Origin of the sequence: Paenibacillus amylolyticus, assembly GCF_001570725.1 — a bacterium.
GTDB lineage: Bacteria > Bacillota > Bacilli > Paenibacillales > Paenibacillaceae > Paenibacillus > Paenibacillus amylolyticus_A.
This window is the reverse complement of sequence record NZ_BCNV01000001.1, coordinates 420,550-434,959: the sequence shown is the minus strand read 5'-3', so window position 1 is coordinate 434,959 and position 14,410 is coordinate 420,550. Positions and strand designations below refer to the sequence as shown.

Here is a 14,410-nt window from a genome sequence, read left to right as displayed (position 1 = left end):
TTGAATATTATGTTATACGACGGAATTGCTTCTCGAATCTACCTTCACTATTGGTTTTCTTTTGGTACATACTCAATTAAATCTGATAATTTGCAATTAAATGTATCGCATAGCTTGAATAAGGTTTCCAGCTTTGTTGTTTCTATATTCGTTTCCCTATATAACTTGTTGATTGAGTTCCGACTTAAGCCCGATCTCACCATCAATTCTGTTATATCATCTATTCGATGCTCTGCCATGAGTTCTCGTATATTGCACTTGATTACGTTCATCTTTTCCCCTCCATAATTCTATCTTATCTTCCACATTAGCAATCATCAACGGAAAGCGAAGTTTTAACTCTACAAAATCAAATATTCACCTTGTAATTAACTTTTCAAGGTTATATAATAACTCTATAGAGTTAATTGAAGGAGGACTAATATATGTTTAATTCATTAGAATCATTAACAGAACCGCTTATAAGAATACGTCTAGAATTACTCTATACTGAGCTTCTGGAGTGTCATAAGGAATACACTCAGCTTTCTGCGGAGACAGATCAATATTTTAAAACACTTCGTGATGCTTTACCCGATCAACTTCAACATACGGTTTTTCTGTACGAAGACGCCCAAATTTCTCTCCAATCCATCCTAGAAAGAAGTATCTACATACAAGGTTTCAAAGATGCTCTACAACTCTTTAGTGAATTGCAAAACTCTAGCATTTAGAGGATCATATGATCCTCTAAATGCTAGAGTTTTTGATTCTGTCGTATAACGTTCCTCTATTCACGACTCAGCGCATGCTGAGTGTCCGGCGAATGCCCGCAGCGTGAATATTATGTTATGTGAAGTTATCTTCTTATGAACCAAATCGTTGCATTAATTATTAAAACTATTTTTATTGTACTTGATATAAGTGTTGACGCGGCAGACTATTCCTAAAACGTAAAGGGTTCGATTCAAACGTATTTAACCACTATGGTATGTACGCAGACTCATTGGCCGCTTCAAACAAAATAGAATTTGAAGCTGAGTAATGAACGTTAGTCAAAAGCTCCGACTTATCTATTCTTGTGGAAAGTCGCTTCATAGTTTGCGTACACGCCGAAGACAACATTTTATAATTTAATTATTACTTTCATTTCTGTATAACCTGAGTCTCTAAAGCTTCTCAATTCAGATAGCATACCTTCAGCAGCTTGATCTCTTGATTTTTCATTAGTAATCCTTTTATTACATTTACTGTATAACGAGGATTTACTCAACTCAAACAGAATTCATTGAATTTGAATCTATTATTCTTATAAATTCATCTATTACAATATAATCCAACGATCCATCTTTATTATAATAATTGTTCAATTGAGGAGGCGTATTGAAGCTAGAAACCTTTTTATCTACACAAACAAGTGCGGTAACAAATTTAGACATTGTTCCTGTATATTCGACGAAAATTCTTATTGCAGGCAGATTTTCATTTCTAAAGTGTTTAAGTATTGGAGAAATAAAATACTTTTTCTCGCAATACAATTCCATTTTTTTCTTTATATATTTTAAAATTTGTGTCTCTTCTTCTTGACCATTGTTAATGAAATGTTCTTGCTGACACACCAGCGAGTAGTGATAATCAATTAGTTCGTGTGTATCTACAATACTGTTAGCAGAGTTATGAAAATATCTGCCTTCCTCAGATTCCTTTTCTTTTTCCTTCAATTCTTTGTAACTCAAAACCCGCATTTTCTCCACTAATAACTTCTTGTATTCTTTAAGTAGATTTAAAAATTCCGTTATGTTTATTCTGTTTTTTTGTTCATATGAAGTAGCTTTTTCGAGAATATCATGAAGAAGATTTATTGGCCATTCTTTCCAATATTTAGCCACAGAAATTTCTATATCCGCACGATTATAAGTACCTTCAAAACAAAGGGTTGAGTTCTTAGTGATTAACATCCATAATGTTTTTGCTAAAGACCAAACATCTGCTGGTCTAGCATCTTTTACTTCTCCAGCACGTCTCATTTCCGGTGCAATTGTAGCATGATTTCCAACCCTTTCATCTTTTCCTGTTAAATCATCGTTTTCAAATTCAGGATATGCAACTAAACCAAAGTCACCAAATGCCCATGTATTTTTATAATAATAGATGTTACTAGGTTTAATATCTCTGTGTACAATTTCATGTTTATGTAATTCTTTTAATGTTTCGGCTAAAGAAATAAAACAATCAATAATTTCTTTTAAGTCATTACATCCGTTTAGTTTATTTGATATCGGTTCAGCTATTTCCATCACATACCATATTTCAACTCCTTTAAAGTCGTCTGTGTATTCAAATCCATCTTGCATACTCTCAGGAATAAATTTATATCTTATGGGAATTATTCCCTGTATATTATCCTGAAATTCTTCTACAATCTTAATTTCATTTAAAAACCGTTTTACTTTCTTTGCATCTTGTTTTGAATTTATTATTATACTTTTCAATGCATATTCTTTTCCGCTTTCGTCTTTAACTAGGAAAACCCTAGCATTTCCTCCAACACCGAAATTTTTGTTTATTACTTCATATGGAGCATATTTTTCATTTGATTTCATTAATTAGCACCTCTCTGAATTTGAGTTATTAGTTTTTGGAGAATTTCACATAACGTTCCTGTATTCATGAACCCCAAAGGGCTTGTCTGCTTTTCACTTCCTAGAACTACCTCTGCAATCCAAGGGCGTCAAAGACCGTCGCTTGAATAAGTTGTTATATGGTTTCGGGGCCATCATCGAATAATCAAATCAACCATTTTTTGTTTTTCTTTTCTTTCTTTTTTCTTTCTTCTTCTAAATATTCCTCAAATGTTGGTCGCATCATGCCTCCAACAAGGATAAAAGAAATAAAGTGCAATGGCGTTAATAATGTATTTTTTAAACTCTTTAATCTTAGTTTCTTGTATCGAACTATATCAATTCGACCATCAGGAGATAAATTTATATTGTATCTTATTAACATTCGTTCTCCGGTTATGGTTTCCCAGTACAACAAAAGTTTATCAAATCTTATAACTTCTTTGTCATATATAAAGTTTATGTTTTGGCCAGGTTCCAGTTCAAATGTTTCACATTCTATTAGTTTGTATCTATCTTTGAATATTTCAAAAATTATTCCAGTGGGGTCTATATTGGGATCAATTTTCTTAAAAATTTTGGTATTAATAAATAATTTAATATTTATTGCTACCCCTGGACCGAAGTTTTTAACAATCAATTCATTCTTCTCATCGTTTATCTTTAGTGGCCTTAAAAAGGATTTATGGGAAGAATGTATAACCTTATAAGTTGCAATTACATAAATAATTGTAACCACAAGTAAAAATATAGAGCTTATGGTCTGTAAAGCAACACCGTAATCTTGGAAGAAAGATATTATCAGTTCTTTCATAAAATCACCTACAAAAAAATTATTTGCCCCGACTGCATATAACGTTCCTGTATTCATGAACCCCGGAGGGGTTGTCTGGCGAACGCCAGATCAAGGACGAATGTCTGCAGCGTGAATATTATGTTAGATGAAGTTGATTTTTTTATAATGCCTAGATAATTTTAATCGAATTAGATGTCATACAAAACCAAAGTACCGTCAGAAAAAATTTCAATTCCTTCTTCTGATAATGATACAAATTGAATGTCACTATTTTTAAGGTTCAATTCATTTCCAGTTAATATATTCCACACTTTTTCAGCTATGCCGAACTTAACAAATCTATAAAAACCAAAATGTGAAAATAAAGAAATTTCATTATACATATAAGGACTCCAATTAGAATCAAACAAATAAAATCTCTCGTTTTCGTACTCGTATACTTCTGTAGGTCTTTCAAAAAACAATGGTTCATTTGAAATCAATTGTAATGAATAATTAAACAACCCTATTATTGAAAACCAAGATGCATAATGATATCTCATCAATGCAAGATCATCAAATTTAACCTCTTCCCTGTATTCAATGGGATCGGAATAACCAATAGTTGTATCCCAAGGGCTTTGAACATCAGCAAACCAAGCACCTGCAGCAAACGTCTGATTAATATTAATAGCTATATTGTTGTTTATTATAAAATTTTTGGCATTTTCACATTGTTCTAATCCTTCTCGTAAAGTGGTCTTCAAGTTTTTATTTGGAGAATTTGGGTGAGATCCCTTAGATTCTAAAATAGAAATAGTACTGTTTCCTATTTTACTTATTATAAAATCCGGTGCTTCTCCAGTATAATTACTTATGTTGTTAAAACTAGAAATATACCCTTCAAAATCGACCACTATAGGAGACTTAAGTACATCCTGCGCAAATATAAAATTAACTGCTTGGGCTAACTCTCCTATACGTCCTGTTAAAGAAAAATCTCTAAGTTTATGACGCGTATTAATGGAAAGTCTCAAATTTTTCTTTCTAGAATCAATCATACTTTGAATATTAAAGAATGAACTTAAAAAATAAAAATTCAAATCTAATTGTGTCGGATTTTTTGACATTATAGTCCTCGCCATTGCGACAGAAAGACGAATCGATGAAATAGTAAGTTTACCATTATTGCCAATTTGCTTAAGCCTAGCTCCCTTTGTTCTTACTGATGAACAATCATACTCGATTAACTGAATCTCTCTTTTTCCAAATACAAACAAGAATAGCTCCCCTTTTACATAAACTTATTGAAAACATGCTTTATCAATTTCATCTAACGTTCCTGTATTCACGACCCAGCGTATGCTGGGTGTCTGACGAATGTCGGACCAAGGGCGTATGCCCGCAGCGTGAATATTATGTTAGACGATGTAACAATCTTCTCGACTAATCTCTATTTTGAGTGTTTTCCTCATACGCTCTCATTATTTCATCCTTACTTCGATAATCACCTGGTAAGTATAGATGTACTGGCAATTTAGAGAATCGTAAGAAAATAGTTTCAAATTCATTATATCCATATCTTGAAAAATGAGTTATCTCTACTAATCTTGGATCAGGTGGATCAGAATCTAATGTCATAACGTAACCAACAGGTGGAAAAGCGATCTCACTCATTATTGTAAATTTTCCGTTAAGAGAACCCAGTCCTGTTATTCCTGTTTGCCTCATTCTTGATCCTGTCATCAAATAAGCAAAAATTCTAATCTTAGGTTCTAAATATTTATTCTCAGAATTCATAACAAATCTTACTAAGTCAGGATTCCCTTTAGCGAATCCTTCGCCATTAGCTGAAAAAAACATAGTTATAATCTGTTTAAGAACTCTACTCGGAAATATATGAAATGGATAATAAGTTGCTCCTTTTCCGTCCGATTTATCATGTAAAATCAAAGATTGATAAGTCCAATCAATAAAAGCATTTCCGTACCAAGCTCCTGTGTCATTATTACAGCTCGCACACAACGTATATGCTCCAGCGCCTTTTTGCTGAATTGCCCCCTTAATCTCTTCATCCGGCCCTTTAGTCATGAGATTTTCGAAGATTGCTTTAATAACGGGCTTATCGTTGAATGCTCCTCTTGGTGGAACATGCTCAAACGTTAATGGCCCATCTATGCCACATATATGGCATACTCCATTGACCGCTTTTCTTCCCATAGGTTTCCTCACTTGTTATGTCGTCTAACGTTCCTGTATTCACGACCCGACATATGTCGGGTATCCGGCGAATGCCAAATCAAGGGCGTATGCCCGCAGCGTGAATATTATGTTATGTGATTCCCCCTACTTCACTGATTCAACATTCTGAATCTTTGATGCTGATAACTTTGAGGCTCTAGCATCAATAATTATCGGCCTGATTATTAAGTTATATCTTACCTCTATACTTTTTGCTAACTCAAATATTCTATCAACTTTCCTAAATTCGTTTTCAAATAAGATAATTATGATAAAATATGCAGTTTCAACTTTCTCCGACAACATATATTGAACTGTTTGTTTTTCAATTCCGTGTTCTAGCTTATTAGAACCTCTCTTTATTTCTACAATTGTCTTTAAATTATTCCCATATGAGAACTTAAAATCAACAGGTCCTCTACCTGTTTCAGCCTCAGGTGTAATATCTATATTATTACTCTCACAATATAGCCTACTTATACTTTCTAATAATTGTTGAGCACTTGTTTCCTTCTTTGGAAGGCCATTCTCATTCCATAATAATTTGTGAGTGCCTCTTAAAGTCAAAGAATGACTAAAGTAATCTATGATTTTCTCAATATGTAAGAAAAATTCTTTCATATTCATATCTCTTATTATTCCATTACTGTGTTGTTTTATAATTTCCGTTGGATAAATTGATTGCTTAAGATCATTAAATTCTTTTCTTATATCATTTGGCATTAAATCTTCATATTCAGTAAGATCCACATTAAATGTACCTTGGAAATCAAATGGATTCTGTATAAAATATTTTACATACTCAGAAACACGCAAAAAATCATAATCTTGAAATAATATTTCAAGATAAAAATCCATATTATCTAAGTCAGATAATATATACTCGTCATCTGTTTGTTCTACTTCATGATCTAAATCTGTTGTACTTTTTTCTCTTCCCATTTCTTCAATTCTATCTTTTGAATAACATAACAATATATACAAAGCAAATTCATGAATCGGTTTAAGAGTGTGTAAATAATTATCAGAGGTCCAAAGATCTAATTCAATCATAGTCTTTATGCAAAGTTCTTCATTTTCTACCCATAGAAACTGTGGAAAAAATGAAGAAAACTCCTCTGGACCAAGAGTTCTATAGAAATCCATATATAAATCTAAATAATCATTTATTGTCTTATTAATCTCAGCTTTTGTCGATTCTTTAATATCACAATAAACCCTAATCATAATTTATTGATTCTCCTTTTTAATATTCAGGGGATTTCACATAACATCTAATTTATGCACTTCGTAAATACCACAGATCTTGCCTGATATCCGAACTACGTCTATGATAACCGATGCTGTGGTATTTGCGAAGAAAAATTTGGTGAAAAAGGTAGATTTATAGGAGCACTCACTCTCCCAGATCCAAACGATCCAGCGGGCTCTGAATACGTTGAATATTTTTCATACTCACATGCGTATATCGCTGAGTTGTTCGTGCACTCGTATGACCAAGTAGCTCCTGAATATAGCGCAAGTCTGTTCCGTTTTCCAGTAAATGCGTAGCGAAGGAGTGCCTTAAGGCATGAATACTAACCTTTTTTACAATACATGCGCGTTGTCTAGCTTCTTCAAAAACCTTCTGTACGCTGCGCTCGGTAAGATGCCGATCCGAAGATTGTCCCGGAAATAACCAACGATTGGGTCTATACTCCGTAATGTATTCCTGCACAATTTCCCAAGCTAGGTTAGAGAGAAGAGTTCTCCGATCCTTCTGACCTTTTCCCTGCCGTACAATAAGTGTCTGACGCTCAATATCCAGATCGCTGCATTGAAGACGAACGACTTCGCCAACACGAAGACCAGAAGAATACGTGAGAAACAGAATCGTCTTATGCTTTAGATTGGTAACAGATTTGAGCAGTTGAGCAACTTCTTTTTCTGACATGACTTTAGGTAATTTTATCTGCTTTTTGGGACGAATATACTGGATATCTGTAGGATGATGGAGTACATGTTTGCAATAGAAGCGAATTGCGCTGATCGTCTGATTCACACTTGAATGGGAGATCCCTTGCTCTAGCAAACCTAAACAATACGTCTGAACTTTGGAACTAGTCACATCGGTATCTTTAAGCGCAAGGCTACTGAGAAAACGTTCGACCTGATTACAATACGCTTTAATTGTTTTACGGCTGTATCCTCGTAATGTTAATGCCTTCTGTAGTGACTCTTTACTCCATGCATCACTTCCCTTGCTAGTTTTCCAATGCTGTAATTCCTCGCTTTCCACCCACAACTCCGGGGCAATCTGGACATCAACTGGATCAAATTGATTCATGAACTCCTGTATAGCAGCTGTGGTGTAAGGGATTATCCACACTTTTGGTTTGGATTCCCACCTTCTGCCCTTAATCCGACGAATGCGCTCAATATATGCAGGGTTATACGGGATGTAGATGTGCAGTAATTCAGCGGAACCTTTTGTTATGGTAATCGTCTCATTGGTAGTAGCATGTTCATTCATAGGAAACTCTTTCTGAAAAACAAAAAGGAAGGCCCTTCTTCATCCCCTAGGGAATCAGACGGCCTTCCGATGCTTTCGGAACATATATATTTGGTTTAAAAGTGAAGCGGAGCGCGACTTGTGCAATGACAAGCCGCGTAAGATGAGGTGCTGCGCCCAATGGGCAGCACCTCATTGAGAAGCACCGCGGTCAATAGCGCGGTGCTCATCAAGTCAGGCATCCCCCGTACATAGCGGTGATGCCTGTCCCAAACGTGCCACGGACCGTAAAGCCGTGGCACATCTTCCTGCTGAATGATGCCAATAGGCCATACAGCTCGTGTCAGGCCGCTGCACCTACATGGCAGCGGCTTCTTCTCCCAGCGGCAGCGTGTAATACTGCGCCTGCTGCCCTTCATGCTGCTGGTACACAACGACCAGCAGCGTCCGGCCTTTCGCGGCAAGCGGGCTGGCGCCAGCTAGCACACGCTCAAGCCGGAACGGAAGCACATCCAATACGGTGTGCTTCTGCAGTTCCTTTTCGCCGAGACCAAGGTCGGCGAAAGCACGGGCACCCATGACCGTCTGTGCGGTCATGGCCGAGGTCATCGGCAACGCACGCGAAGCGTTGCCGTCCACCATGTCCGCCGCTCCATTCGCGGCGGACCCTGTTGCGTCGCCCGAAGTGAGCGACGCTGCACCCCCAGCTTCGCTGCCGATCACACCCGCCGCATCTGCGGCAGAGTCTTCCCCGGCAGCAGCCGAACTTACCCCAGCGGCACTTGCACCTGTGCCGCTGCTTTCGAGCCATGCCGTGCCTGCGGCACCGGCAACACGTGGCAGGCGAACGTCTTCCGGACGTTCAGCCAACGTTTTCATATAACCCGCCCACTGGTCTTTCTGGAGCGGATCTTCCCACCAGATTTTGCGTGGTTTATATTTGTGACCGAGGAAATAATCTAGCTTCATCAGGCCGAGCACGATATCCATATGGGGCGTATTACGGGACTCCAAGAAGCTATGCAAACGGGTGAATAGATCCTCCAGTTGGTGACCAATCTTCTGCCACCCCTGACCTTCCCAGTAATCCCCAAACGCCTGGAAGAAATCAAACGGCGAGTTGAACTCCTGCTCCATCAGGTACTTCAACGTATGGTCCATCCGGTGTGCGTTCCAGTATTTCTCCAGCACATCCTCCAGCCGCTTCAAGCGTACGATGTCGCTGAACGGTAGCACATCACTGCCCAGAATCTCATACGGCGCGTGATCCATATACGTGTAATTGTATTTTTCCGCATCCAGACGCAGGCCCGTACCACGCAACATTTTAAGGAATCCGAGTTGAAGCTCTTCTGGCCCTAGGGCAAACACATCGTTAAACGTCTTGCGGAACGTATCGTAATTTTCCTCCGGCAGTCCGGCGATGAGATCCAGATGCTGGTCGATTTTTCCACTAGCTTTGACTTTATTGACGGTACGGCTCAGCTTGGCAAAATTCTGACGGCGTTTCACCAGTTCATTTGTCGGATCGTTCGTGGACTGTACCCCGATCTCGAACCGGAATGTGCCCGGCGGCGCATTCTCTGCCAGATAGTCCAGTACTTCGGGACGCATAATATCCGCCGTAATTTCAAACTGGAATACTGTTCCCTGATGATTCTCGATCAGGAATTTGAACATTTCGAGCGCGTAATCCCGCTTAATGTTGAACGTCCGGTCCACAAACTTGATCAGCTTCGCACCTTTCTCGATCAGGTACAGAATGTCCGACTTCGTCCGCTCAATATCGTAATACCGCACGCCGACCTCAATACTGGACAGACAGAACTGACAACTGAACGGACAGCCCCGACTGGTCTCAAAATAAACAACCCGTTTCCCAAGCTCCGGGATATCCTCATCAAAACGGTGCGGTGACGGCAGATCGTTCAGATCCGCTTTCGGGCGTCCTGGCATGAGAATGACTTCTTCCCCTTTGCGATACGCCAGTCCATAGACAAAGTGGAACTTCTTGCTTCCTTCCAGCTCCGTCAAAAGCTGATGCAGCGTCTCTTCCCCTTCACCCATGACGATAAAATCGACATTGGGAATGCGGTTCATCCAATATTCCGTATCGTAGGACACTTCCGGCCCGCCAAGCAGAATTTTCACGTTCGGCATAACCTTTTTCAGATTATCAATGACCTTAATCGTCTCTTCGATGTTCCAGATGTAACACGAGAAACCAATCACATCCGCGCCGCGCTGATACAGATCAGACACAATATTCATCACAGGGTCCTTGATCGTATACTCCGCCAGGTCAATATCAAAATCCTTCTCACTGTACGCCTTCAAACACCGCAAGGCCAAGGAGGTATGGATGTACTTTGCATTTAATGTAGAAAGAATAACCTTCATGGTTCACAACCTTTGCCTGGACACCCAGACCACATATTTTTTGATAAAAGGAAAGCATCACAGCCATCCTGCCCCGGATGCTGTTCATCTAAACCTCTTTTGATATACCCATTCCACCGATCATGGACATATCCAACTTTTGTCTTTCAAAGAGTGGACACTCTTTTCAAAAAGACATATACACCTGCCAAACGAAAACCACAACATACAGTATACAATCCGTACATTCAACCTACATATTGTACAATATAATGTCGACCATTCCTAACGCCAATGTCCACCCTTTGAAAGACAATTCACCATCTTTTGTCCACAATGAGGAGACATCATAATTAACCTCAAACTCAACTTCAACCTGTTAAAGACCTCATTCGCATTCCATCCACAATAGATATCCACATTTTACTGCCTTGAGCCTTTAGGTTTTAGCCTCGAACCTCTGCCGAACGCTTCCCCCGTATCATGGACGAACCATCGACTTGCATGAAGATAACTATCAACGTTGGATCAATTAAGCTTTACGTGTCATGAACTTCAAAGACTTGAAATGGCGAATGTAAAAAAAATCTCACTCCATCCCAACCAGCCAAGCTCACTCACATTCATCTTATACGTGCTCATACCTACTCATACTCGTAAAACGCATCGTCATCCGTATCCACTTCTTCTCCTGATTGCTTCTGGAAAAACTCCAGGAACGGCAGTCCGTACTTGCGGTACTTCACCTCACCGACTCCTTTGATATCCAGCATGTCACGTTCTGTCTGTGGACATACCACACTCATTTCGCGCAGGGTCGCATCATTGAAAATAATGTACGATGGCACATGCTCTTTCGCTGCCAGATCACGCCTGATCAGACGCAACTGTTCGAATACCGTCTCGTTGACCGCAGATGGCATCGCATCGCGACCACGACGTCCACCGTAGTTCGTACCCGAAGCCGTTGCCGCTGTCTTGCGGACCACACGCTGCATCACTTCACGCTGGCCTTTGAGTACTTCGACCGCCAGTGGTTGCAGACGAACGACCGGATACTGTCCCTCGGACAGCATCAGATATCCTTCGGATACCATCACGTTGATGATCTCCGAAATCTCACGTTCTGTCCGATTACCCATCACGCCATAGGTTGGCAGAGAGTTGAAGCCGTAATCGAGTACCTTTTTGGCACGAGAGCCTTTGAGCACCGAAGCGACCAATGATACACCATACCGTTCACGCATGCGGTGAATGCAGCTGAATATTTTCTGTGCATCAATCGTCATGTCTACCAACTCGCGGTCGTCTGTACAGGAACTGCACGTACCGCACGGCTTATCGTCATGCACCTCACCGAAATAATCCAGCTGCGCACTGCGCAAACAACGGGTCGTGTAACAGTAATCCACCATTTGCTGTAGCTTCCGGTAATCGTTCTGTTTCCGGTCGCCCTCCATCGGGTTCTGCTCAATCAGGAACTTCTGGGTGATAATATCCTGTGCCCCGAATAGCAGAATGCACTGGCTTGGCTCTCCGTCCCGTCCCGCACGCCCGGCTTCCTGCACATATGCCTCCATGTTCTTCGGCATGCTGTTATGAATCACGTAACGCACGTTCGATTTATCAATCCCCATCCCGAACGCATTGGTCGCTACCATCACTCGGATATCATCGTACAAAAAAGCTTCTTGGCTCTGGGACCGTTCATCGTCCGTCATGCCGGCATGGTAGCGTCCTGCGGGCAATCCCGCCTGCAACAACCGCTGATGCAGATCGTCCACGTCCTTACGGGTCGCGGCGTATATAATACCTGGCTCGCTAGCATGCTCGCGAGCATAGTTCAAAACAAAATCCTTCTTGCTCTCGCCACGCAGCACGCTAAACGCCAGATTATCCCGCCCAAGTCCGGTCACATATGTCTGCGGGTCCTGCAAACGCAGCAGCCGCAGAATATCGCCCATGACCTCGGGCGTCGCTGTAGCCGTAAAGGCCGCAACCACCGGCCGCTCTGGCAAACTATCCACAAACGGCGCTACCGCCAGGTAGCTTGTCCGAAAATCATGTCCCCACTGCGATACACAGTGGGCCTCATCCACGGCAACGCAAGAGATTGGCAAATAGCCCATCTCATCGCGGAACCAATCCAGCTCCAGTCGTTCAGGCGCGACATAGAGCAACTTCAGCTCACCGCGCTGCGCCGCGCGGATGCGATCATTCACTTCTTTGCCGCTAAGTGTACTATTAATATACGCGGCAGCAATTCCTGCGGTCGTCAACGCATCGACCTGGTCCTTCATTAATGAGATCAACGGGGAGACAACAAGCGTCAGACCCGAATATAACAGAGCGGGGATCTGATAACAGATCGACTTACCGCCCCCAGTTGGCATAATGCCGAGCGTATCTTCACGTTCGAGCAGGCTGGCTACAATCTTTTTCTGTCCCTCACGAAAGTCGGGGTAGCCATAATATTTTTGCAGGAGACCCTGCGCTTCTTCTAATGTAGGTGTTTGCACACTCATGTAAAGACTCCTTACTTATCACCGGTGTTCTTCCACCAGCTTGGTCCGATCCGATTCTGACATCCGAAAGCGGCACACATACCGCATCCTTGACAACAAAATGGCGTTCTCATGACTTGTCCGTCAAGCAAACGCCGCTCCCTTTAGTTTAACGGCCCAGCCCCGAATGAGCAACCGCGTTTTACTGTAAAACGTTTGAAGCTTCTTCATCAAAATAAAAACAACCGTCCTGCCCTAGTTGGACAAAACGATTGCATTTAATTCACAAAACTATTAAGTCATACAATAACTGTTTCACACTGGTGGTATTTCTAATTTTTCAACGCCTCAACTTCAGACACAGTTAGACCACTTGTTTCGGCAATAATTGAAACTTCAATTCCAAATGAGAGCATGTTTTTTGCAATCTCAATCGCCTTTCTTTTTTCCCCTTCCACTAACCCCTTGGCTATTCCCTTTTCCGTAGCCCATTCAATCATAGAAGCTTCATCATGCAAATACTTCTGCCGCTCTTCATACAAACGACGTGCTTCCCGATCCTGACTCAAGAACTCCAGCGTATCCATCGCCTTCTTCAAAGTAGGTTCATTCATTTGCAACACCTCCCAATTGGATTTGTCAGCACCTTTCAGGAACAAGAGCCAGTTAATCAGTCCACCTGCCATCGGAACGGATCGATCATCTAGTTTCGACAGCTCCATGAAATGCACTTCGAGATCATCACTAAGTTCAAGTCCAGTGTGGTCTTCCCTCAGATGAAAAACATTATGATAACGCTCATTCGTGATAAACGAGTAATTCAAAATATTAATGGTAACGCACTTTTTCAATTCTTTGTATGTCTGACCTTCCTGTAGCTGGCTCGAATAACGTTTGCTCCAGTAGTATAGGGTACGCTTTTCGATGTCATATTTATTAAATAACTGCATTTCAATGTTGATCAGCTTACCTTCAGCTGTTTTCGCCCAGATATCAAATATGGACTGTTTGTCCAGAGGAGCATCTTTGTCGGTATACGGGTTAAGTAGTACGATCTCTGTCAGTGGTTGTTCGCCCGACTCTGCAAACGTTCGGTTCAAGAACACCAGCAGGACATCTTTATTTTCTTCACTGCCAAAAATACGCTTGAAAACAAAATCGTTTCGAGGATCGAGCAAATCAGACATCTGACCATCAACTCCGTTTCTTCCTATTATACCATGCTTGTAATAATTAATTGCAGCATCAACCTCCTTTATGCAAGTTAAACATTCCATACCAAATACAATCTCTTATTGCTTATATAGTCATGAGGATGCTGTCTTTCTCCATTTATAATTTAGTCCCTTTTGAAATAAGGGTAATTTTAACTTATTTGTCACTAATAAACGCAGTGTGTTACCATTAATTTAATAAATAG

The 14,410-nt window shown here is 40.6% G+C and carries 11 protein-coding genes; 1 reads left to right on the top strand and 10 read right to left on the bottom strand.

Annotated elements, in window-relative coordinates:
* Positions 1–47: 47 nt before the first annotated feature.
* Positions 48–272: a helix-turn-helix domain-containing protein gene (locus tag PAHA3_RS01920; protein WP_062833215.1), complete on the bottom strand. Its 225-nt coding sequence runs from the start codon at positions 270–272 to the stop codon at positions 48–50.
* A 153-nt stretch (positions 273–425) separates the two neighbouring features.
* On the opposite strand from PAHA3_RS01920, the gene PAHA3_RS01915 reads away from it, so the two are divergent.
* Positions 426–713: a DUF6809 family protein gene (locus PAHA3_RS01915; RefSeq protein WP_062833214.1), complete on the top strand. Its 288-nt coding sequence runs from the start codon at positions 426–428 to the stop codon at positions 711–713.
* 540 nt (positions 714–1,253) lie between these two features.
* Here the strand turns inward: PAHA3_RS01915 and PAHA3_RS01910 are convergent.
* From PAHA3_RS01910 to PAHA3_RS01870, 9 genes are all read right to left on the bottom strand, one after another.
* Positions 1,254–2,582 (bottom strand): protein kinase domain-containing protein, encoded by a 1,329-nt coding sequence (locus PAHA3_RS01910; protein ID WP_062833213.1) that lies wholly within the window; start codon positions 2,580–2,582, stop codon positions 1,254–1,256.
* A gap of 184 nt (positions 2,583–2,766) precedes the next feature.
* Positions 2,767–3,471, bottom strand: a complete 705-nt coding sequence (locus PAHA3_RS01905; RefSeq protein WP_153028165.1) for a hypothetical protein — start codon at positions 3,469–3,471, stop codon at positions 2,767–2,769.
* 113 nt (positions 3,472–3,584) lie between these two features.
* Positions 3,585–4,655, bottom strand: coding sequence for a hypothetical protein (locus PAHA3_RS01900; protein WP_062833211.1), 1,071 nt, complete (start codon positions 4,653–4,655; stop codon positions 3,585–3,587).
* A 166-nt stretch (positions 4,656–4,821) separates the two neighbouring features.
* Positions 4,822–5,595 (bottom strand): hypothetical protein, encoded by a 774-nt coding sequence (locus PAHA3_RS01895; protein WP_062833210.1) that lies wholly within the window; start codon positions 5,593–5,595, stop codon positions 4,822–4,824.
* Between the two features lie 126 nt (positions 5,596–5,721).
* Positions 5,722–6,843, bottom strand: a complete 1,122-nt coding sequence (locus PAHA3_RS01890) for a hypothetical protein (protein WP_062833209.1) — start codon at positions 6,841–6,843, stop codon at positions 5,722–5,724.
* A 169-nt stretch (positions 6,844–7,012) separates the two neighbouring features.
* The gene (locus PAHA3_RS01885) at positions 7,013–8,128 is read right to left on the bottom strand and encodes a tyrosine-type recombinase/integrase (RefSeq protein ID WP_305778486.1); all 1,116 of its coding nucleotides are present in this window, start codon (positions 8,126–8,128) and stop codon (positions 7,013–7,015) included.
* 336 nt (positions 8,129–8,464) lie between these two features.
* The gene (locus tag PAHA3_RS01880) at positions 8,465–10,507 is read right to left on the bottom strand and encodes a B12-binding domain-containing radical SAM protein (RefSeq protein ID WP_062833208.1); all 2,043 of its coding nucleotides are present in this window, start codon (positions 10,505–10,507) and stop codon (positions 8,465–8,467) included.
* A 623-nt stretch (positions 10,508–11,130) separates the two neighbouring features.
* Positions 11,131–13,011 carry a DNA helicase RecQ gene (gene recQ, locus PAHA3_RS01875; protein ID WP_062833207.1) on the bottom strand — a complete coding sequence of 627 codons (1,881 nt, stop codon included), beginning with the start codon at positions 13,009–13,011 and terminating at the stop codon, positions 11,131–11,133.
* 311 nt (positions 13,012–13,322) lie between these two features.
* Positions 13,323–14,177, bottom strand: a complete 855-nt coding sequence (locus PAHA3_RS01870; protein ID WP_062833206.1) for an Rpn family recombination-promoting nuclease/putative transposase — start codon at positions 14,175–14,177, stop codon at positions 13,323–13,325.
* Between the last annotated feature and the right edge of the window lie 233 nt (positions 14,178–14,410).

Excerpts from the sequence above, each read along its gene's own strand:
- PAHA3_RS01895 (WP_062833210.1), bottom strand. The coding sequence starts at position 5,595 with ATGGGAAGAAAAGCGGTCAATGGAGTATGCCATATATGTGGCATAGAT.
- PAHA3_RS01915 (WP_062833214.1), top strand. The coding sequence starts at position 426 with ATGTTTAATTCATTAGAATCATTAACAGAACCGCTTATAAGAATACGT.
- PAHA3_RS01870 (WP_062833206.1), bottom strand. The coding sequence starts at position 14,177 with ATGTCTGATTTGCTCGATCCTCGAAACGATTTTGTTTTCAAGCGTATT.
- PAHA3_RS01920 (WP_062833215.1), bottom strand. The coding sequence starts at position 272 with ATGAACGTAATCAAGTGCAATATACGAGAACTCATGGCAGAGCATCGA.
- PAHA3_RS01885 (WP_305778486.1), bottom strand. The coding sequence starts at position 8,128 with ATGAATGAACATGCTACTACCAATGAGACGATTACCATAACAAAAGGT.
- PAHA3_RS01890 (WP_062833209.1), bottom strand. The coding sequence starts at position 6,843 with ATGATTAGGGTTTATTGTGATATTAAAGAATCGACAAAAGCTGAGATT.
- PAHA3_RS01910 (WP_062833213.1), bottom strand. The coding sequence starts at position 2,582 with ATGAAATCAAATGAAAAATATGCTCCATATGAAGTAATAAACAAAAAT.
- PAHA3_RS01905 (WP_153028165.1), bottom strand. The coding sequence starts at position 3,471 with ATGAATACAGGAACGTTATATGCAGTCGGGGCAAATAATTTTTTTGTA.
- recQ (WP_062833207.1), bottom strand. The coding sequence starts at position 13,011 with ATGAGTGTGCAAACACCTACATTAGAAGAAGCGCAGGGTCTCCTGCAA.
- PAHA3_RS01880 (WP_062833208.1), bottom strand. The coding sequence starts at position 10,507 with ATGAAGGTTATTCTTTCTACATTAAATGCAAAGTACATCCATACCTCC.